At 51.7% G+C, this 19,812-nt stretch carries 28 protein-coding genes and 1 pseudogene; 21 read left to right on the top strand and 8 right to left on the bottom strand.

Annotated features, from left to right (window positions below; all coding sequences use genetic code 11):
* Positions 1-45: 45 nt before the first annotated feature.
* Genes DUT67_RS14775 through DUT67_RS14765 form a run of 3 tightly spaced genes read right to left on the bottom strand, consistent with a single transcriptional unit; the run spans position 46 to position 1,476 of the window.
* Positions 46-489 carry a hypothetical protein gene (locus tag DUT67_RS14775; protein WP_113632175.1) on the bottom strand — a complete coding sequence of 148 codons (444 nt, stop codon included), beginning with the start codon at positions 487-489 and terminating at the stop codon, positions 46-48.
* Positions 482-1,102: a transglycosylase SLT domain-containing protein gene (locus DUT67_RS14770; RefSeq protein WP_113632176.1), complete on the bottom strand. Its 621-nt coding sequence runs from the start codon at positions 1,100-1,102 to the stop codon at positions 482-484. The genes DUT67_RS14775 and DUT67_RS14770 overlap by 8 nt, the downstream gene beginning before the upstream one ends.
* A 2-nt stretch (positions 1,103-1,104) precedes the next feature.
* On the bottom strand, positions 1,105-1,476 hold the full coding sequence (locus DUT67_RS14765; protein ID WP_113632177.1) for a putative holin: 372 nt from the start codon (positions 1,474-1,476) through the stop codon (positions 1,105-1,107).
* Between the two features lie 148 nt (positions 1,477-1,624).
* Here DUT67_RS14765 and DUT67_RS14760 point away from each other — a divergent pair, with 148 nt between their 5' ends.
* Complete coding sequence (locus DUT67_RS14760) at positions 1,625-1,984, top strand: Gp49 family protein (RefSeq protein ID WP_113632178.1); 360 nt, start codon at positions 1,625-1,627, stop codon at positions 1,982-1,984.
* A 57-nt stretch (positions 1,985-2,041) separates the two neighbouring features.
* Here the strand turns inward: DUT67_RS14760 and DUT67_RS14755 are convergent, their stop codons facing one another.
* From DUT67_RS14755 to DUT67_RS14745, 3 genes are all read right to left on the bottom strand, one after another.
* Complete coding sequence (locus DUT67_RS14755) at positions 2,042-2,383, bottom strand: hypothetical protein (protein ID WP_113632179.1); 342 nt, start codon at positions 2,381-2,383, stop codon at positions 2,042-2,044.
* A 51-nt stretch (positions 2,384-2,434) separates the two neighbouring features.
* The gene (locus DUT67_RS14750) at positions 2,435-2,866 is read right to left on the bottom strand and encodes a zinc ribbon domain-containing protein (RefSeq protein ID WP_113632180.1); all 432 of its coding nucleotides are present in this window, start codon (positions 2,864-2,866) and stop codon (positions 2,435-2,437) included.
* 68 nt (positions 2,867-2,934) lie between these two features.
* Entirely contained in the window at positions 2,935-3,345 is a 411-nt protein-coding gene (locus DUT67_RS14745; RefSeq protein WP_113632181.1) for a helix-turn-helix domain-containing protein, read from the bottom strand.
* Between the two features lie 83 nt (positions 3,346-3,428).
* On the opposite strand from DUT67_RS14745, the gene DUT67_RS14740 reads away from it, so the two are divergent.
* The 16 genes and pseudogenes from DUT67_RS14740 to DUT67_RS14665 all read left to right on the top strand — a co-directional run bounded on the left by DUT67_RS14740 (position 3,429) and on the right by DUT67_RS14665 (position 11,743).
* Positions 3,429-3,653 carry a hypothetical protein gene (locus DUT67_RS14740; RefSeq protein ID WP_113632182.1) on the top strand — a complete coding sequence of 75 codons (225 nt, stop codon included), beginning with the start codon at positions 3,429-3,431 and terminating at the stop codon, positions 3,651-3,653.
* 4 nt (positions 3,654-3,657) lie between these two features.
* Complete coding sequence (locus DUT67_RS14735; RefSeq protein ID WP_113632183.1) at positions 3,658-3,897, top strand: hypothetical protein; 240 nt, start codon at positions 3,658-3,660, stop codon at positions 3,895-3,897.
* Complete coding sequence (locus tag DUT67_RS14730; RefSeq protein WP_113632184.1) at positions 3,894-4,199, top strand: helix-turn-helix domain-containing protein; 306 nt, start codon at positions 3,894-3,896, stop codon at positions 4,197-4,199. The genes DUT67_RS14735 and DUT67_RS14730 overlap by 4 nt, the downstream gene beginning before the upstream one ends.
* Positions 4,200-4,217: 18 nt before the next feature.
* On the top strand, positions 4,218-5,144 hold the full coding sequence (locus tag DUT67_RS14725) for a hypothetical protein (protein ID WP_113632185.1): 927 nt from the start codon (positions 4,218-4,220) through the stop codon (positions 5,142-5,144).
* Positions 5,137-5,751 (top strand): hypothetical protein, encoded by a 615-nt coding sequence (locus DUT67_RS14720; RefSeq protein WP_113632186.1) that lies wholly within the window; start codon positions 5,137-5,139, stop codon positions 5,749-5,751. The genes DUT67_RS14725 and DUT67_RS14720 overlap by 8 nt, the downstream gene beginning before the upstream one ends.
* A 2-nt stretch (positions 5,752-5,753) precedes the next feature.
* Positions 5,754-5,990, top strand: coding sequence for a hypothetical protein (locus DUT67_RS14715; protein WP_113632187.1), 237 nt, complete (start codon positions 5,754-5,756; stop codon positions 5,988-5,990).
* Positions 5,987-7,756 (top strand): DDE-type integrase/transposase/recombinase, encoded by a 1,770-nt coding sequence (locus DUT67_RS14710; RefSeq protein WP_113632188.1) that lies wholly within the window; start codon positions 5,987-5,989, stop codon positions 7,754-7,756. Before DUT67_RS14715 ends, DUT67_RS14710 begins: the two co-directional genes overlap by 4 nt.
* Before the next feature lie 12 nt (positions 7,757-7,768).
* Positions 7,769-8,938, top strand: a complete 1,170-nt coding sequence (locus tag DUT67_RS14705; protein ID WP_113632189.1) for an ExeA family protein — start codon at positions 7,769-7,771, stop codon at positions 8,936-8,938.
* A complete protein-coding gene (locus DUT67_RS14700) occupies positions 8,939-9,208 on the top strand; it encodes a hypothetical protein (protein ID WP_113632190.1) in 270 nt (89 codons plus the stop codon). It abuts the gene before it with no gap.
* A 13-nt stretch (positions 9,209-9,221) separates the two neighbouring features.
* On the top strand, positions 9,222-9,833 hold the full coding sequence (locus DUT67_RS14695; protein ID WP_113632191.1) for a DUF3164 family protein: 612 nt from the start codon (positions 9,222-9,224) through the stop codon (positions 9,831-9,833).
* 91 nt (positions 9,834-9,924) lie between these two features.
* Positions 9,925-10,098 carry a hypothetical protein gene (locus DUT67_RS14690; protein WP_189339501.1) on the top strand — a complete coding sequence of 58 codons (174 nt, stop codon included), beginning with the start codon at positions 9,925-9,927 and terminating at the stop codon, positions 10,096-10,098.
* Positions 10,095-10,385, top strand: a pseudogene (locus tag DUT67_RS14685) (hypothetical protein); the annotation flags it as partial. The gene DUT67_RS14690 and the pseudogene DUT67_RS14685, both read left to right, overlap by 4 nt.
* A 91-nt stretch (positions 10,386-10,476) precedes the next feature.
* Positions 10,477-10,773, top strand: coding sequence for a hypothetical protein (locus DUT67_RS14680; RefSeq protein ID WP_113632192.1), 297 nt, complete (start codon positions 10,477-10,479; stop codon positions 10,771-10,773).
* Complete coding sequence (locus DUT67_RS14675; RefSeq protein WP_113632193.1) at positions 10,770-10,970, top strand: hypothetical protein; 201 nt, start codon at positions 10,770-10,772, stop codon at positions 10,968-10,970. The genes DUT67_RS14680 and DUT67_RS14675 overlap by 4 nt, the downstream gene beginning before the upstream one ends.
* Positions 10,948-11,370: a gp16 family protein gene (locus DUT67_RS14670; protein ID WP_113632194.1), complete on the top strand. Its 423-nt coding sequence runs from the start codon at positions 10,948-10,950 to the stop codon at positions 11,368-11,370. The genes DUT67_RS14675 and DUT67_RS14670 overlap by 23 nt, the downstream gene beginning before the upstream one ends.
* A 10-nt stretch (positions 11,371-11,380) precedes the next feature.
* Positions 11,381-11,743: a Mor transcription activator family protein gene (locus DUT67_RS14665; RefSeq protein WP_113632195.1), complete on the top strand. Its 363-nt coding sequence runs from the start codon at positions 11,381-11,383 to the stop codon at positions 11,741-11,743.
* Between the two features lie 238 nt (positions 11,744-11,981).
* On the opposite strand, the gene DUT67_RS14660 is transcribed toward DUT67_RS14665, so the two are convergent.
* Positions 11,982-12,839, bottom strand: a complete 858-nt coding sequence (locus DUT67_RS14660) for a MurR/RpiR family transcriptional regulator (protein ID WP_048259401.1) — start codon at positions 12,837-12,839, stop codon at positions 11,982-11,984.
* 344 nt (positions 12,840-13,183) lie between these two features.
* On the opposite strand from DUT67_RS14660, the gene DUT67_RS14655 reads away from it, so the two are divergent.
* The 3 genes from DUT67_RS14655 to DUT67_RS14645 all read left to right on the top strand — a co-directional run bounded on the left by DUT67_RS14655 (position 13,184) and on the right by DUT67_RS14645 (position 18,150).
* Entirely contained in the window at positions 13,184-14,695 is a 1,512-nt protein-coding gene (locus tag DUT67_RS14655) for a CoA-acylating methylmalonate-semialdehyde dehydrogenase (RefSeq protein WP_113632196.1), read from the top strand.
* A 197-nt stretch (positions 14,696-14,892) separates the two neighbouring features.
* On the top strand, positions 14,893-16,824 hold the full coding sequence (iolD, locus tag DUT67_RS14650; protein WP_113632197.1) for a 3D-(3,5/4)-trihydroxycyclohexane-1,2-dione acylhydrolase (decyclizing): 1,932 nt from the start codon (positions 14,893-14,895) through the stop codon (positions 16,822-16,824).
* A gap of 327 nt (positions 16,825-17,151) precedes the next feature.
* Positions 17,152-18,150: an IS110 family transposase gene (locus DUT67_RS14645; protein ID WP_113628142.1), complete on the top strand. Its 999-nt coding sequence runs from the start codon at positions 17,152-17,154 to the stop codon at positions 18,148-18,150.
* A 155-nt stretch (positions 18,151-18,305) separates the two neighbouring features.
* On the opposite strand, the gene DUT67_RS14640 is transcribed toward DUT67_RS14645, so the two are convergent.
* Positions 18,306-18,458 (bottom strand): hypothetical protein, encoded by a 153-nt coding sequence (locus DUT67_RS14640; RefSeq protein ID WP_189339471.1) that lies wholly within the window; start codon positions 18,456-18,458, stop codon positions 18,306-18,308.
* Positions 18,459-18,758: 300 nt separating this feature from the next.
* On the opposite strand from DUT67_RS14640, the gene iolG reads away from it, so the two are divergent.
* A complete protein-coding gene (gene iolG / locus DUT67_RS14635) occupies positions 18,759-19,745 on the top strand; it encodes an inositol 2-dehydrogenase (protein ID WP_113631810.1) in 987 nt (328 codons plus the stop codon).
* The last annotated feature ends 67 nt before the right edge of the window (positions 19,746-19,812 follow it).

Genomic DNA, 19,812 nt, shown 5'->3' with positions numbered 1-19,812 from the left:
TGGTCATAAAGCTGTTTTTGCGCAATGGCCATATCGTCCATGCTGTTACTGACTGCTGCCACCGGACGCTCGCACGGCACTGCCAGACTCGCGGGTAATACCGGTTGTGGCTGCGGTTGCGGCGCGTTCGCGTGCGGCGGCGAGTTGCTGCATGACGTCAGCGTCAAACATGCACATAACACGGCTGTTAGCTGTCTTTTTGAGAGCTGCACGGATGGCCTCTGTTGATTGTTCGTCCGCAGCCTGGCGGGCGTTGATTTGTTGTGCCAGTTGCTGACTGGCGAGATTAGCGTTAGCTGTGAGTTCGCGAGTACCCGCGATGAAATCGTTTAGGGCGCCAGCGGCCTGCTGGGTTTCAGCGCTGGATTGCGTCAGTTGGGTATCTGCGACACCTTGCTTATAGCCTGCGCTGTGGATCATAAACACAGTCACGGTAATCAACCCCGCCCACACCAGATACCGGGCAAAAACCTTGATGGCTTCAGTCATCGCACACCCCCGCCCCCCAGCCTGCATTGGCATAGAGCGGTTGCCAGCGGTGAATAATGCGGTCGGGATAGCCGCGATTCTCGCGGAAGTTGGCTGGCGTGCGTCCTGCGTTAACGGACTCGACCTGACCCCAATAGCGTGAGCTATCCAGACCGCGTTGCTCGGCCAGCTTGCGATCACGCTGTACCCAGCCCAGACCGCCGTTGTAAGCCGACAGAGTAAAAGCCATCCGATCACAGTCACTGGCCGTTACCGGGATGCGCTGCCAGTTCCAGTGGTTGTACTGCACCAGTGCACGTATGGCCCATGATGGGTTATAGGGCTGATTAGCTCCCAGCTCGGCAGGATAAATCCCGGCAATCCACTGCGACGTCGCGGGCATAAACTGCGCCAGCCCAACAGCACCAACGGGAGAGCGGGCGTTAGTTTTCCACGTCGATTCCTGATGGATTTGCGCGGCGAACGTCGCCACTGGGGCATTGATGCCCCAGATCGCACGGGCATTACGCGTTAATTCGCTCTGGTAACGGCGGGCATCGGTCGGGATATCAGCCAAAACAAGGGCGGGATTACACGCACTGAGTAGCAGCGACAAGAGGATTAGCGCACGCATCGTCACAGCCCCAGCGTCACGCCCAGTACCACAGCCAGCACAATCAGCGCTCGTCGCAGCAGAACGGCGGCAAACACATGCTCATACCCCGTCGCAATCGGGTATTCCGGTTCATTACGGCCACCGACACCAGGCACGGGTTTACCCTGTGTCTTTTTCCAGTCATCAATCAGGTAACTGCCGGGGCTGGCATAGGGGAACAAGGCGCGGTCGAGGTGGTAGCCGAGCACCACAGCAACCGAGACCAGCGACAATTTATAGACGGTGACGCTGAGTTGGGCGGGCGAAACCAGCGCAATAACGATAAGCAACAGGACGGAGAGGAGGATCCAGCTACGCAACCGATGTGGAAAAACTTTATGAATAAGTGACATGGTGATTCCCTGGTGTTGAAAGAAATAACAACGAGCAGGGACATTGTGGGCGGCGAGGTGGCTTTTGTAATTTGCCCTCGGACAGATTATTTACCCCGCCTCAGCGATCAATATGGCGAGGCATTTTTATCACATCACAGAGGACATTATGAACAAGCAAGATATTGAGAATGATATTCAGGCAACAGGTAAAACAGCACCACGAATTACCCCACAGCATATTGAGAGTGTAATCGCGAGTGAGGTCTATTTCACTGCTGCCGATGGCGTTCGCGGAGCCACACCACCCGGATTGCGCACCGCTGTTCCGCGCGAATCTCACAAACTGCTGACAATTTGCGTACTGGAACTAGCGAACGGCTTTACCGTCACGGGAGAAAGCGCCTGCGCCAGTCCTGAAAACTTTAACGAGGAAATTGGCCGTAAAGTCGCACGCCAAAATGCCATCAACAAAATCTGGCCGCTGGAAGGTTATCTGCTGAAAGAACGGTTAGCTTCTAACGTTTAGATATTTACTGTAATCACAACATCATAAAACAAAGCCAGCTTACCGCTGGCTTTGTCATTATTTAGTCACCGCAGTAACCCCAGAGGTGCACTCTTTCTGGCTTCGCATCTGCTGTAACTGCGCCAGGCGAGTATTCGCACTTTCTAATGCGCTGTTCTTCTCCATCGTATTTCCGATACCAAAATCTCCTAGGAACGACAGAACAGAACGGCCATCAAATTGGCTTTCTTTCTCTACATGATTGAGATAGCCATGAACCTTAGCTTCCTCTAACTCAATTTCACGACACGTCATCGTGTCTTTCTCGTATTGAGTGATCTCACCCTGACGGCCATAATTTTTAGTAGAGCAGCCCACAAGAACGGTTAAAGAGGCTGCAAAAATCCAGAGGTAACGCATATCACTACTCCTTGCTGTGTGTAAAAATTAAAAACTCTGTTTATATTTTAATCACTTGATTTCAGGGAGGATGAACCGTACTACATCATTAATTTTCGTATCGGTAACACATGTTGCAGAAACGCCAACCAATGCTCCATGCTGATTTTGTAGTTTTAATGTAAATGGTGTCCATTCATATGTAATTTCATCCCCATACTTCACACCATTAATGTCATCAATTTGAACGTTATCAGGATTAGCAGATTGCATACGCAGCATCATCTTGCAAACATCTATAGCGTTCGGTTTTGTATCTTGCTTCGGTTTTGATAATGAAAAAATAAATAGAACAACAAAAAAAACCACAATGAAAATCGACGTTACACCTAAGCAACCCTTTACGTTACCCAGATCTTTTTTTCGCTTGATACCGCAATTGGGGCAAACAATAGCCTTATCTGAAATCTCTTTACCGCATTCAGAACAAGGAACCAAAGCCATTATAGACACCTCAGTAAAACCAATTTACGCAATGTGAACCATGAAAATCAGTTCCAAATAGGAACAAATCAGCCCGTTTTTTTAACTCGTTCAAGCTCAGCAGACAATTCTTGAAGTTTCTTTTCCATGTCTATCATGCGCTGTTTTTCCTCAGCGCCTCGCAGCAAGTCCCTTCGTACATCTGGGTCTAGCTGATTTAAAAGCTCAAGCAAAGTTAAATCACTTCTACTGAAAGTAGGTTCTTGATTATCTACCGAGCCTCTCAGCATTGAACCAGATCCTGTCAATAACCAATCTAGCGATATTCCCTTTTGCTTACTGATATCTACGCATTTTGCGTATGGAACTTTGTTCCTTGATTTCCAACTGCTAAGTGTCTGAGGACTTACGCCAATTTGGAGACATAAGGCGTTATCGCTGGGGGCGCTGTAGATTTCTTTCAATCTAGATATAACAACCTCGGACTCACTCATACTCATTTTGTTGATCAATTCCTTGATATACGCAATTTGCGTAGGTACAATTAAACACATTGAGTACACAATAACCCAACGGGAACACTATGAACAAACGAAAGATTCAAGCCCGTCTGATTGAGCGTGACAGCAATTTTCGTCAGTTCGCGCTGTGTGGCGGCTATGAACCCCGCACAGTCACACAAGCGGTGGCGCGGTGGGCGGGGAAAACGAATCTCCCTCGCGGACGGCTGACCTACAAAATTCTACGCGATCTATCCGTGGCCATTGGTGCAGAGGTTATCCCTGGCATTCTGAATGAAGTGGAGTAAAGCGATGAAACCCAACCAACTAACACCCGGCATGCGCGTATTACTGAAACCAGTAAATGGTCGTGGTCAATCCGAACCCGCGACTGTTGTACGCCATGTTCCCGCAATCCCTGCTCGTCCGGCATACACCACAATCCGCTGTGATGGTTACGCAAAGTTCGGCCTGCCTGCTGATGTGGGTTGTATTCATTTGCTGGATGCTGATATCGCATGGCGAGTACAGCCTATGGAGCAAACGCTATGAATAAACCCCAAACCTCCAGCTCTGGCGCACGCATTCTGCGCGTTCTCAAAGCCCTGCGCGGCCACACGCTGAATGGCGTCTCAAACAGCGATCTGGCTAAGGCACTGGATGAGTCCCCAGCCAACATTAACCGTGCGCTGAACACCCTGATTGAAGAGGGGATGGCCATCAAACTGGAGAACGGTCGCTTTGCATTGGGCATGCAGATTCTGCAAATCGCCGTTGCACACAGTAACGAAATGAGCCGCGCACAAGAGCGCATCAATGAAATCAACCAGCGCGTTCTGGCTGGCGGTCGCTAACAACGAGGAAAGATAACGATGGCACGTACTACATCCCCAACAACAAACTTAATGCCTGATGCCAACCTGAATCCTGAAATCGCTGGCGCACAGCAACTGATTGCGAGTGTACAAGACCAATTCAGTGATGAACGTGACCTGCTGAACCAGCTATTAGGGCAGGCGCAGATGGCTGAAGCGTTCGCCAAATTGTCCAAGACTGTCTTGACTTCAAAAATGGCTTTTGTGAAAGAAAACAAGCTATACCAATCCCTTAAAGGAAAGAGAAGCCAAGACGGTCTTGAGTTTTCAGGAACGTGGTCTGAATTCTGCAATTTACTAGGGTACACACCTGAACACGCCAATGAGTCAATAAACAACCTGCAATCATTCGGCGAAGAGGCCCTTGATTCCATGTCCCGTATGGGCATCGGCTACCGTGAACTGCGCCAGTTCCGCCGCCTGCCGGAAGACCAGAAAAGCGCACTGATTGAAGCCGCCAAAGACGGCGACAAAACGGTGTTGCTGGAGCTGGCAGAGGAAATGATCGCCAAACACACCAAAGAAAAAGAAGACCTGAGAATCGATCTGGATATCAGCCGCCAGACCGTCGCAGAGAAGAAAGATGAAATCGACAACCTCAAGAACGAGCGCGACGACTTCCGCACTCGTCTGACACGTCGTGCAGCGACAGAGACACCGGATACCGAGGGCGTTTCAATAGAGACCGAGGTGGCGGGGTTTAAAAACGGCGTAATTGCCGCGCTGGTTGAACTGAAAAGCGGCTTTAACGCACTGGCCGATCACACCGAACGCACGGGCATTTTTCACATTGGCCTGATGGCGGGAATTATCGATGACCTCCAGTTGCAGTTGAATGCGTTACGCAACCAGTTCGATTTACCGGAACACCGCGATGACGCTCCTGATTGGGTGAAAGAGTCACAGGAGAACAACCATGAGTAATACACCGGTAATGGACAGCCCAGACGTGCTACGCCACGCGCTGCACCACCATGTTCCTGATATGCGCAACGGCTTCACCATTCAGACTCGTCACGGTGATATCTACGTGACTGCCGATGACGCCGCGCCGTTTGCTGATGCAATGGAGTACTTGTTGATGCGTAAAACCCGACAGATTCAATACGAGCCTGATATGCAGGCTCGCGTAGAACAGTTATTACGAGAGGCTACCCGTTCAGATGGTAAATGCCTGCTTAGTCGCGAGGAGGCGTTTCAAATGCTCCAAACGACTTCAGCATCCCGTACAGCATCTTCCGAGCTTCAAGCAAGCGAGCTGACTCACCAACATGCTTGTTTTGCTCAGCGCGATTGTAATCGTCATAGGCCTGTTTCCACTGAGGTTCAAGACGACGTAACACCTCGGGATGTTCATGAGCCATCACTTTTAGCAGATCAAGCATTGCAAGAAAAACACCCGTCGACCAGTCGTCTACGTGTTCACTCTTTTTGCTTAATTGTTCCTTTAGATACTTATTGTCTTTCATTGGTTCCACACCTGCATTCAGAGGAAGAGAAATCAAAATATCATAAAAAACAGGGGCAATAACCATGACCGTTAATAACCTGAACAGTAATAACAACGGGATATTGCCCGCTGAATTGGGTGAAAAACTGGCTAATGCTGACGAGTGCTTGCAGGCACAGAGGGAACGAATCCGCGCTCGACGCCAGCGTCTTCACTCAGCCCGCATGTTCGCGGATAAAACGCCACAGCCGATACGCAAGCAAATCAACGCGGCATTGCGTCAGTTAATTCACCGCCTGCGGAAATGGTGGCAACAATGAGCGGCGCACTGACAGAACGACTGGTTGCAATAGCACAGGCCGCACGCAACGCAGCACACGGCGGACGTGGCGCTATCTACAACACGGCCTGCGCTGAGCTGGGGCTGTCTCGCGCAACGCTGTTACGCAAGCTGAAAGAGGTTTCTATGCCTGCTACCCGTAAACGTCGAAATGATGCCGGAAAAAGCGCACTGACTCGCGATGACGCGCTAATGATTTCCGCGCTGCTGACGGAGTCCACGCGTAAGAACGGCAAGCGGCTGTATTCAGTTGCTGACGCTGTCGCAGAGCTGCGGGCAAACAACATGATTACGGCTGAATTTGCAGATACGGCGACAGGTGAAGTTCGTCCGCTGGCAGAAAGCACCATCATTCGTGCGATGCGCGGTTACGGCGTGCATCCCGATCAGCTGATGGCACCGGAACCCAGCACCAGACTCGCCAGCCTACACCCGAACCATTGCTGGCTGATTGATGCGTCAATTTGCACACTCTATTACCTGCAAAACGGCAAAAAAACGACCGGATTACAGGTAATGAGCAATGACCAGTTCTATAAAAACAAGCCGAAAAATCTGGCACGTATCGCGAATGACCGCGTGTGGAGCTATGAGATTACCGATCACACCAGCGGCTGGATTTACGTTGAGTACGTGCTGGGCGCTGAATCTGGTGAAAACCTCTGCTCGGTACTGATTAACGCGATGCAAGAGCGCGGTGGCGCTGACGTGCTTCACGGTGTGCCGAAAATCCTGTTCATGGATCCCGGCTCTGCAAACACCGCAGCGATGACGCGCAATCTGTGCAAATCGCTGGGCATTGAAATGATTGCTCACAAAGCCGGAAACGCCCGCGCCACGGGGCAAGTCGAGAAAGCGCGGGACACTATCGAACGCAAATTCGAGCCGGGATTGAAGTTCGTTGAAGTAAACAGCCTGGATGAGCTGAACGCGATGGCGAAGAAGTGGCGCAGCCATTTCAACGCGACAGCAATACACAGCCGCCACGGGCAAACCCGTAACAACATCTGGCTGCACGTGACGGCTGAACAACTGATTAAAGCACCGTCTGTAGCTATTTGTCGCGAACTGGCCATCGCTGCGCCGGAACGTCGCAAGGTTCAAGCGACGCTCGAAATCTCGTTTCAGGGTCGCCAGTACGATGTATCGAGTGTGCCAGGCGTCATGGTCGGCGAGTTCGTCATGGTTACACGTAATCCGTGGCGTACCGACGCAGCACAGATCGTGCTGACGGGCGAAGATGGCCATGAAGTCTTTCACCTGGTCGAAGAAGTACCAGAGAACGAATTTGGCTTCTCAACCAATGCCGCGATTATCGGCGAAAGCTACAAGAAACCCGCTGATACCGTTACCCAGCACGTTAACCAGCAGATTGAACAACTGGTAACGGGAACGGACTCCGCAGAGGCCGCAGCCGCATCGCGCAAAGCTAACGCGGTTCCGTTTGGTGGGCGGTTCGATCCCTACCGCAGCATTGATGACACGACATTGCCGTCATATCTGCCGAAACGTGGCACGGCGTCAGAGGTTCGCGGCCCGCGTATCGAACAGCGTCCGCTGACTCATGTTGAGGCCGCGAAGCAGCTGCGTGAGCGACTGACGGCAAACGGGCACAGTTGGACGGCGCAGCATTACCAGCAGTTAGCCGCGCAATACCCTGATGGCGTTCCGGCTGATGAAATTGAAAACGTTGTCGAGTTGCTGATTGCGACACCTGCCGCCGCTAACGTCGTTGGCATTCGTTAATAAGGGGGGGACATGCTGCAACTGAAAACCATTATGGCCAACCACGGGATCAATCAGGGCGCTCTGGCGACCGCCGCAGGCATATCACAGCCTGCAATCGCGCAACTGGTGAATCACGGTATCTGGCCAAAGCGTAACGCCGAGGGTATCCGGCAGAGTATTTCCCGCATGTTGTCACATCGCGGTATCGATCCAAACGGGGCGTTTGAAGAAGTCCCGGCAGCAAGCATCACCACCGGGACAGACGTCCCACTGCAACAGGCAAATGATGAGGAGACAGAAAATATGCTACTGAAAAAACAGGTACTACGTCCAGCTACAAAAAAAGCGTTCAGCATGTTCCGCGACCCGTTCGCTGATGACGCGATGCAAAGCGCAGAAGACGTTTTCACCACGCCGGATATCCGTTACGTGCGTGAAGCGCTCTATCAGACCGCCCGCCACGGCGGTTTTATGTCCGTCATCGGCGAGTCTGGTGCGGGTAAATCGACACTGCGCCGCGACCTGATTGAACGCATTAACAGAGAAAACGCCCCGATCATCGTCATCGAACCGTATGTGCTGGCAATGGAAGACAACGACGTCAAAGGCAAGACGCTGAAAGCGGCAGCGATTGCCGAGGCGATTATCAGCACTATCGCGCCGTTAGAGGGCATCAAGCGCAGTCAAGACGCCCGTTTTCGTCAGTTACACCGCGTATTGAAGGACAGTTGCGCAGCGGGTTACAGCCACGTTCTGGTGATTGAGGAAGCCCACAGTCTGCCGATCCCCACGCTGAAGCATCTGAAGCGGTTCTTTGAGCTGGAAAGCGGGTTTAAAAAGCTGCTGTCAATCGTCCTGATCGGCCAACCAGAACTGGCGGTGAAGTTGTCAGAACGCAACATGGAAGTCCGCGAAGTCGTCCAGCGCTGTGAAGTCGTCGAGCTGCTGCCGCTGGATAATTCCCTGGCCGATTTCCTGCAATTCAAGTTTGGTCGCGCAGGCAAAAAGCTGGCTGAAATTGTTGATGACAGCGCGATTGACGCTATCCGGGCACGACTGAGCAATACCGTTAACAACCGCAAGAGCATCGTTAGTCTGCTGTACCCGCTGGCCGTCAGCAACCTGATGATTGCCGCGATGAATCTGGCCGCTGAAATTGGCGTGCCTGTCGTCAATGCTGATGTGGTTAAGGGGGTTTAGATGAAATCGATACCGAACATTAAGCAGCAGTTGGCAGACGTGCAACTGGCGATGGCGGCATTGAAAGCAATGAATGCGACAGTTCAGAGCGTCATGATGTGCGGTAGTAAGCCCGTTATCCGTATTGCAAGAAATGGTCACTGCGCAAAAATGCTGGAAAACGGCAAGGCTATTTATACCGAATTTGGCGTTAACCACACAGGCCGCTTTCGCCAGGGCATGTTTGAACAACATGGTTGCCGCATTATCTGGTCTGAATCTCTCCATTAATGAGGAAATAACAATGACTGAAATTAATAAAAACGACTATATGACTGACCGTAAAGGTCGTCTGGTGCCAATTAATCAGGTGTCTGATTACGATCAGGAAATGGATGCATTTGTGAATGATGCTATCCGTGACGCAAAGTTGAAAAACGACGAATTGCGCGAATTCAAAAAAAAGTCGTTCGATAATTGCTATGCCTGGCTGGATTTGGTTGCCGAAAAATACGGGCGCACTCGCGGGGGCGTTAAGGGGAATGTAACGTTTTCGTCGTTTGACGGCAGTAAGCAAATCAGTATCAAGGTGCAGGATTCGTTGACGTTCGGCCCTGAGTTGCAGATCGCAAAGCAACTGATCGACGAATGCGTCAAGGAGTGGTCAAAGGGAGCCGATGAAAAGCTGCGGGCGATAATCGACGATGCATTCCAGGTAGATAAAGAAGGAAACCTGAGCACCTCACGCATTTTGTCTCTGCGAACAGTAAAAATTGAGGATGATCGATGGAAAAAAGCCATGGAGGCAATTTCAGAGTCATTAATGGTGAAGGTATCCAAGACGTACATTAATTTTCGTGAAAAAGACGAGTCGGGGAAATTAATAAATATCTCATTAGATATCGCCGCCATTTAATTATTAAAAAATGAAATTGATTTTATTTCGGCGTCAACGCCGGGGAATTCTGCACCCGTAATTCAGTAAAACACTATTTTGGAGAATGATTATGGCCCATTTACCACCTGTAAAACGCCTGGAGAAAACGGCGCAATTTATCCGCCTGGCTACCCGTCAGATTCAGGAAAACACCCCTGAATTGGCACTGCGCACCCTGAGCAACGCAGCGAACGAGATCAACATCCTGCGTAAAGACCCTAAATCGGAGGAACTGCCATCATGAAAATGCGTTATGTGAACCGTTCTTCTTTATATAAGGAGGCTCTCAAGAAATGGGGGCCTGAAGCACAGATGGTGAAACTGACGGAAGAGACTGGCGAACTGGTTGTCGAAGCTGCCCGCTGTATTAATGGTGTCGGTAATGAAGTCGCGCTGGCAAGTAAAATGGCAGACGTCGAAATCATGATCGAACAGTTTCGTTTAAATGGCATGGCGACTCTGATTGATTATCAGAAAGAACAGAAATTGCAGCGTCTGGTGCAGAGATTAGGGGTGGAATATTCACCAGAAAAAGCACAATCGCAGGCTGAAGCACTAGCTTATACACGCGGGTATCAAGATCGTTGTGACGAATTAGCTAAGGCTGTGGGAGGGAGAGGTAATGAATAAATACCGCTGCACCAAATGCGACAAAATGCTCCCTGTGGATAAATCATCAATTAAAGCTGGGGATAAGGTCAATATTCTCATTGAACGAGTAAAACAGTCCCAACGTAGCACCAATATTAGATACAGCACTAAAAAAGTCACCGTAATAGAAGTAAATAATGACCTCGTTAAAATACAGTTTGGCGACGGTGTTAAAGAACTGTCATTGGATGATGTATCGCCTGCTGATGCCCCAAATACGCTGACTTATGCATTTATTGGTGTGTGTGAGTGCGGAGGTGACGCATGATTATCGGCTTTGTATTACTTGTTTCAGCTTGTGGTTTTGATGCTTGCGAAGCAATGCCTGTCTCGGATGATCTTTATCTGACAGAAGAGTCATGCATTCTGGTATTGGATGCTATCCATGAACGTCGCCCAGCCGCCGTTCTGATGTGCGGAGCGGTGTGGCGGGAGGATGGCGATGAACAGAAACCAGCTAATTAAACTGATACACGTTGCAAAGCGTGACCGCAAACTGGATGACGATACATACCGTCAGTTTCTGGTCAACTATACGGGCGTCAACAGCACGCGGGATATGACAGAACGGCAACTGCAACAGGTACTGGATGCAATGAAACAACTGGGTTTCAAAGTCAAAAGTACAAAGCCTCATAAAATCACGGCTACTGACGCACAGTCTAAGAAAATACGTGCGTTATGGCTGGAAATGGCTGATGCAGGCTACGTTCGTGACAGTTCTGAACGTGCTATCAACGCCTATGTACATCGCATCACCGGCGTCGGGCGGTTGGAATGGCTCAGTACAGACCAGGCTAGCCGTGTTATCGAATCACTAAAGAAATGGCAGGCCCGCGAACGCAAGGCCCAGTCTGTCCAGTGAGGGGTAAATCATGATCACACCGATGGAAGAGAAGCGTCATAAGCTGCTGTCTGAACTAGCCGATCACGTTGCAGAGACAGCAACAGATTACGGCTGCTCTGCCGAACACGCTGAACAACTGGGGCTGGCTGTGGCTAATTTTTTGGCTGAACATTTCGGCGGGCAAAATTTCACGTTCCCACGTGACTATGTCTATAAGCTGGCCGTGCGTGATCTACATATTTACGACGAGCACAAAGGCAATAACTGGGCCGAGCTAAGTTCAAAATATGGTATCACTGAACGTGGTCTGAGAAAGCTGATCCATCGTGTTCATCGACGCCTGATGAAAAGCCGACAGCCGAATCTGGATTTGTTTGACAGCGAAGAGTAAAATTAAGGGCAGAAGAGTTAAATTTTCTGCCCTTGTTTCTTTTACAGTATGTGAAAGGTAATTACAGTAATCTATCCCGATAAATCCCCAGTGGTTCCACTAAATCCCATTTATCTCAGATTCTCTTAGTTGTTTATCTCACTTCTAATCATCTCAGGTTTAATAAAATCCTGTGCGATGACTTGAAGCATAAAACGGGTCTCCCTATATGTTCATCCTGCTAAGTAAATAGTTCCGGCTAGCCGCGCTGCTGTTTTTCGCTCTGTTCTGCGCCGTTTCCCTGCCGATAGGCTAGCGATACCATCAACGACTGCACCAGACACAGCGTGGCAGACTGTGAACGGAACGCATCAACCTGCGCTTCCTTCACCACAAAACAAACGTCGCTGAGCGTTGCCAGCGGACTGATTTGGCTGTCGGTAATCACAATTTGTCGCGCACCAGCTTTAGCCGCCATCTCGCTGACCATCACGGTTTCCTGTGAATAGGGTGAGAAGCTGATGGAGACCACCACATCGCGCGAGTTAACGCGGCTGAGTTGTTCGCGAAACATGCCACCCAGACCGTTGACCAGAATCGCACTGCTTTCCAGGTGGCTGAGCGCATAGGTGAGGTAGGTCGCGACGCTGAACGAGCGCCGTAGCCCCACGATATAAATTGTGTCCGCCTGCGCCAGCAGATCGACCGCTTTTTGCAGATCCTCTTGCGGGGTGCGTGCTGCCAGCTGTTGCATCGCCTGCGCGTTTGAGCGCGCAAACTCATGCAGAATATCCAACGGCGTTTCTGGCACTGCGTCAGCTTCCATCGCTCGAAACAGCCGTGCACGGTCGGTATAGCTTGCCGTCTCCTCCACCAGATTCATACGGAATAGCTGTTTCATTTCATTGAAGCCGCTGAAATCAAAGGCGTTGGCGAAGCGGATCAACGTTGAGGGAGGAACATCCGCGCGTTCGGCAATCACCGCAACGGTATCGAACGCGATGCTGTTGGTATTATCCAACACATAGTGCGCGACCTGCTGTAACCGCTTGCTGAGCGAATCATAACGCTCACGAATCTGTTCCTGTAACTCTCTCAGGCTGGTTGCCATGGGCATATCGGGTCATCTCCCAAAGACGTGTAAGACTCACATATCACAATTCTGCCCACTTCCGTCGTGCCTGTGATGATTGGCGCTTGAAACGGAACAGAAAATTCATTTCTGGATACGGCTGTTTTATCTGTACGACATTTCTGGCGACAAACCTTTTATCGATAAGGCTATTTTCAGAGGCTGCTCGCCTGTCTTTGTGGACAGCTGGCTTCAAGTTTACATAAAAATTCGCAGCGGATCACAATAATCAACATTTATTTTATTTTTCCATTAAATGGAATATTCATTTCATATACTGTAATCCGATGTCAGCCGTTTGTCTCCTCAAAACCCACAAAGGTGTAAACATGGAAACCGTATCTAACTTCATTCAGGGGGCGATTGCCTCCAGCAACAGCCAGCGCTACGCGGCGGTGTATAACCCGGCGACGGGCGAGCAGATTCGCCAGGTTGTGATGTCTGATAAGGCGGAAGTTGAGCAGGCCATTGCCAGCGCGGCGGCGGCATTCCCTGTGTGGTCGAAGCACTCTCCGCTACGCCGTGCGCGCGTCCTGTTTCGCTTCAAGGCACTGTTGGAAGAACGAATGGATACGCTAGCTCGGCTGATTTCACAGGAACATGGCAAGGTCTATTCCGATGCCGTGGGGGAAGTGACGCGCGGGCTGGAAGTCGTTGAGTTTGCCTGCGGTATTCCGCACCTACAAAAAGGTGAGCACTCGGCGAATGTTGGCACTGGCGTGGATAGTCATTCGCTCATGCAGCCACTCGGTGTGTGCGCCGGGATTACGCCGTTTAACTTCCCGGCGATGGTGCCCATGTGGATGTTCCCGATTGCACTGGCGACGGGTAATACCTTTGTGCTTAAGCCGTCGGAAAAAGATCCGTCACTCTCGCTGTTGTTGGCGCAGTTGCTGAAAGAAGCCGGTCTGCCAGATGGCGTGTTTAACGTGGTCCAGGGCGACAAAGAAGCGGTTGATGTGCTGTTGACCGACCCACGCGTGCAGGCGGTGAGTTTTGTGGGATCGACGCCAGTGGCGGAATACATTTACCAGACTGCATCGGCGCACGGCAAACGCTGTCAGGCGCTGGGTGGGGCGAAAAATCACTGCATCCTGATGCCGGATGCTGACATGGACATGGCTACCAGCGCGATTATGGGCGCGGCATTTGGTGCGGCGGGCGAACGCTGCATGGCGCTGTCGGTAGTGGTCGCGGTAGGTGATGACACAGCAGAAGCACTGCACCAACGTCTGAGTGCGCAGATAAAAGCGATGCGCGTTGGGCCGGGTCTGGTCGACGGGCAGGAAAATGAAATGGGGCCGGTAATCAGCGCGCCGCATCGGGCGAAAATTGCCGACTATATTCAAAGTGGCGTCGATCAGGGCGCAACGCTGCGCATTGATGGCCGCACGCTGTCTGTCCAAGGGCATCCGCAAGGCTACTTTATCGGGCCAACGCTGTTTGATAACGTCACGCCGGAGATGAAAATCTATCAGGAAGAAATTTTTGGCCCAGTGCTGTCCGTGGTGCGCGTGCCGGATTACCAGGCGGCGGTGACGCTGATTAACAATCATGAATACGGCAACGGCACGGCTATTTTTACCCGCGATGGCGAAACGGCGCGCCAGTTCTGTGAAGAAGTGCAAGCTGGCATGGTTGGCGTAAACGTACCGATTCCAGTGCCGATGGCGTTCCACAGCTTTGGCGGCTGGAAGCGCTCCATTTTTGGGCCACTCAACGTCCACGGCAACGACGGCGTGCGCTTCTACACCCGCATGAAAACCGTCACCAGCCGCTGGCCTGCCAGCGTCCGTCTGGAACACCACACCAGCAGCTTCATCATGCCCACGCTGGAGTGAGGCGCGTAAGTGTTTTGTGCTGCGTTTGTAACGATAACAAGTGCTGAAAATGTGCTGTATCAATAATGTGTAGTTTTAGGGGGAACACGGGGATGAGGTTCCCGCAGGGACGCCTCGCCCCGTGGTATACCCGTGTATCTCGATATTGCAACAGGGATCAGTCGTTTTAATCCTCCCTTACGTGAAGGAGTAGATCAATGGATACGTGTCGCATCACCATGGCGCAGGCGCTGGTCAGGTTTCTCAACCAGCAATACATCAGCGTAGACGGTGAAGAATCTCCTTTTGTGCAGGGTGTCATGACCATTTTTGGTCACGGTAATGTGCTGGGCATCGGCCAGGCGCTGGAGCAGGAGGCAAACCGTCTCACCGTGCATCAGGGGTGCAACGAGCAGGGAATGGCGCACATCGCCGTCGGGTTTGCTAAACAGCACAAGCGGCGGAAAATCTATGCGGTGACCTCATCGGTGGGGCCGGGAGCGGCGAATATGGTGACCGCAGCGGCGACCGCCACCGCTAACCGTATTCCGGTGCTGCTGTTGCCCGGCGATCTCTTCGCTTGCCGCCAGCCTGATCCGGTATTACAGCAGGTCGAGCAATATCACGATCTGTCGATTAGCACCAATGACTGCTTCAAACCGGTTTCCCGCTATTGGGATCGTATTAATCGCCCTGAACAACTGATGAGCGCGCTGATTAACGCCATGCGTGTCCTGACCGATCCGGCAGACACCGGTGCGGTAACGCTGTGCTTACCGCAGGATGTACAGGCGGAAGTCTGGGATTATCCGGCATCGTTTTTTCGCAAGCGCGTCCATCACCTCGAACGTCGTCCGCCGGATGCTGCGCGGCTGGATGAAGCCGTGGCGTTGATTGCGAGAAAACGTCGTCCAATGCTGATTTGCGGCGGCGGTGTCCGTTATTCCGGCGCACATGATGCGCTGGCACAGTTTGCCGAGCAGTTTGCGATTCCCTTTGGCGAAACGCAGGCGGGCAAGGGCGCACTTGTTTCATCGCACCCGCTGAACTGTGGCGGCATTGGCGTCACGGGCGGGCTGGCGGCGAATCGGCTGGCGCAAGAGGCGGATCTGATTATCGGGGTTGGAACGCGTTTAACCGACTTTACCACGGGTTCCAAATCACTGTTTCAGAACCCAGATGTCGAATTTTTGCTGCTCAACGTTGCCGAGTTTGATGCACTAAAACTGGATGCGCTGCCCTTGATCGCTGATGCCCGTGTCGGGCTGGAAGCGTTGAGTGAACGATTGGCAACGGTGTCGTATCGTAGCGGTTGGCAGCAGGCTGTCGAACTGGCTCGTGCGGAATGGGAGCGCGAACTAGAGCGGCTGTTTACCGTGCAGGATAAGGGTGAACTGGTGCCAGAAGTGGTAGATGGTCTGGAAGACAAGTTGGACGAATACCGTCAGACGTTGAATACCCATCTGACGCAAACGCGCGTACTGGGCATACTGAATGATGAACTGGAGGATAACGCGATTGTGGTTGGTGCGGCTGGCTCGTTGCCGGGCGATCTACAGCGTGTGTGGCAGGTGAAAACGCCGGACAGCTATCATCTGGAGTATGGCTACTCCTGCATGGGATACGAGATTGCGGCGGCTATTGGTGCTCGCCTTGCGGCACCACAGCAGCCAGTCTACGCGATGGTCGGTGATGGCTCCTATTTGATGCTTCACACCGAACTACAAACGGCGGTACAGGAGGGCATCAAAATCACCGTGTTGTTGTTCGACAACGCAGGTTTTGGCTGTATCAACAACCTGCAAATGAGTCAAGGAATGGGCAGCTTCTGTACGGAAAATCGCTACCGCGATGCGGAATCGGGGCAACTGCGTGGTGCGCTTATTCCAGTGGATTTCGCCAAGAACGCCGAAAGCTACGGCTGCAAAGCGTGGCGGGTGCATGATGAGGCATCGCTCAAACTGGCGCTGGCGGAATCACGTCAGCATGCAGGCCCGGTACTGCTCGATATCAAGGTGCTGCCGAAGACCATGACGCACGGCTATGAATCCTGGTGGCGCACGGGCACGGCACAGGTCGCCGACAACCCAGAGATTGAGTCTGCTGCCAGTAGCGTGAAAGCTGCGCTTTCCCGCGCACGGCAATATTAGGTGAATTTCCCTGCGTCACTGTCTCTTAGTCACATTTTTATGAAGACTAAGAGACGGTTTCGTGCGCGATAGTGCCGTCATTTTCATGCTACCCCGTAGCACGCGCCCGACAAGGGACGGCTTGTATCTTTCTCATGTAGTGATTAGCTATCACTACATGGAACAGAGTGAGCTTCCAAGGGGCGCCAAGGCTATAACCTTGCGATTGAGTTTAAGCCCTCTGTTTCACCTTTCACGCCAACATTAACATTGAACGGTTACCCAGAGCACTGACTCTGAATGTACAAGCGGAACGGGCGTGATGGCTTCAGTGAAAGGGGGGACATTATGTATTACGTCGGCATTGATATCAGTAAACGTTTTATCGATGTGTGCTTATTGGTTGATGGCATTAAAGGTAAACGGAAGACGAAAGTGTTACCCAATGGCCCCAACTCAGCACAGGCTTTGGCTCAATGGTTAACCCTGCAAAAATGTGAACCGAGCCAAGCTCATATCATCATGGAAGCGACGGGCATTTATCACGAACACCTCGCTTATGGCCTTCATCTGGCTAACATTCTTGTGTCAGTGGCAAATCCCCATCGAGTGCGTGAATTTGCCAAAGGAATGGGGATATTGACGAAAACGGATAAAGTGGATGCCTATGTTCTGGCGTGCTATGGCTACCTGAAACAACCAGAAAATTGGGTTCCGCCTTCGCAAGAAATAAGAAAACTCAGGGCATTATTGCAGCACAGGGATAGCGTGCTTGATGATAAACAACGCGTAGAAAATCGGCTGAGCACGTTGAAATCCACAGTGGCCCCGGAAGAAGTCCTGACCTCGCTGGAGTCGATTGAACGAAATTTAAAGGATGAGCTGGCAAGGATTGAACGCCTGATAGCGGAGCATATAGATAAGCATCCCAGGCTAAAAAACGACCTGAAACTTCTGCAATCGATTGATGGAGTTGGAGAGCAAATCGGGTGGAATATGTTAGCCATCATCCGGGGTAATCACTTCAGGAGTGCGGAACAGGTGGCGGCGTATCTGGGGGTTATCCCTGTAGAGAGACGTTCAGGCACCTCGGTGTGTGGCAGAGCCAGATTGTCTAAAATAGGGCCGCCGGGCATCCGGGCAAAGCTGTATATGGGAGCCATAGCGGCTATCAGTTGGAACAGTCATGTGAGAGCGCTCTATGAAAGATTGCGGCTAAAAGGAAAAGCGAAGATGGTGGCGATAGGGGCGGCGATGAGGAAACTGGTGCATCTGTGTTATGGCGTGCTGCATACGCAGCAGCCCTATGACAAAAATTATGGGATGACGACTCATAAAAATGCTTGACCGGCAACACGGTTACTCAGTTGCCGCTGCCCCTTGACCCCAGGCTTTTGGGCGGAAATCATGCCGCTAACGCGGTGCCTTCGTCGGTATCTGGCTTAACGGACCGCTTGCGACACGTTCCCGACGTGGCGCAAGCTTTCGCCGCGTCCTGCGGCTCATCCTACGCCCGCTATCTCCTCAGCATAATTTTTACGCCGGATAAGGGCAAAATCCTTGGTGACTCCCTGTAGTTGCATCTCCGATATGTTGGAATGCAATGGGAGGGAATAATTTGAAATATCTATTTCATTTTCAAACCACGGTTTCATTTTCCCTCCTGCTGTACGCCAGCACCTGACCGATCCGCTGATAGTCATGTATATCCCCATAAACGTTCTCACCCGATGTGTGATTGTGGTTGCAGAAAACAGCGAAGATGTCATGAAAATGTTAACTGGCGCGCAAAAACATAATTTTCAATTTATACAAAACTGAAATAAATGTTTTATTTTAGCTGTCGGGATTTGCGGTAAAAAGTGAGTGATGGGGATGGAGAGAAGAGACTAGCCGTTAGCCCGTCACTTTATCAGTCTGGCGTTAAATACCACTCAGGTAGCAAGGGAGCATCTATGTTTAACATCGCTTTATTGGGCGCGGGTCGTATCGGTCAGGTCCACGCAGTGAACATCGCGGCACACAAAGAAACCAACCTGTACGCGGTGGTCGATCCCAACCCCGCAAATGCCACGGTGCTGGCAGAACGTTACCATACCAAAGTGCAAACTGTTGACGAGGTCATGAACGACCCAGCCGTGCACGCCGTCCTGATTGCCTCCGCGACTGACACGCACGCCGACCTGATTGAGCTGGCCGCTAAGCATGGCAAAGCCATTTTCTGTGAAAAACCGGTACATCTGGATATTGCCCGCGTTCGCGACTGCCTGACCGTCGTCAAACAGCAGAACGTGCCATTATTTGTTGGCTTCAATCGCCGCTACGACCCGCAATTCCGCCGCGTCAAAACGCTGGCTGGCGAAGGCAATATTGGCAAACCAGAATCTCTCCTGATTATCTCCCGCGATCCTTCCCCGCCGCCTGCCGAGTATGTCCGCGTTTCCGGCGGTATGTTCCGCGATATGACGATCCATGATTTCGATATGGCGCGCTTCATTATGGGCGAAGAGCCGGTGTCGGTCTTTGCACAAGGCAGCAATCTGGTCGATCCGGCGATTGGTGAGGCGGGCGACATTGATACCGCATTTATCGTGCTGAAATTTGCTTCTGGCGCGATGGCGACCATCGTCAACAGCCGCCGTTCGGGCTACGGCTACGATCAGCGCCTTGAGTTACACGGCGCGAAAGGCGTGCTCACCGCAGGCAACATCCGTGAAAACGTAGTCGAGCAGTGGACGGATGACGGTTGTCTGTCCGCGAAACCTGAATATTTCTTCCTGCAACGCTATCACGCGGCCTACGCGGCAGAGTGGCAGCACTTTGTCGATGTGCTGAATGGTCGTACGCAGCCTGAGTGCTCCGGGCTGGACGGTGAACGCGCGTTGAATCTGGCGGATAAAGCGTTTGAATCACTGGCTCAGGGCAAGGAGGTCGCCGTGTAACCGCATCGGCACAGCGCGTTTTACCTGCTTTCAACCCTACACCTATACCCATAACAGAAGCAGAGAA

The organism is Pectobacterium peruviense (genome assembly GCF_003312355.2).
Classification (GTDB): Bacteria; Pseudomonadota; Gammaproteobacteria; order Enterobacterales; family Enterobacteriaceae; genus Pectobacterium; species Pectobacterium peruviense.
Note: the sequence above shows the minus strand (reverse complement) of the source record. Positions and strands in the feature narration are given on the sequence as shown.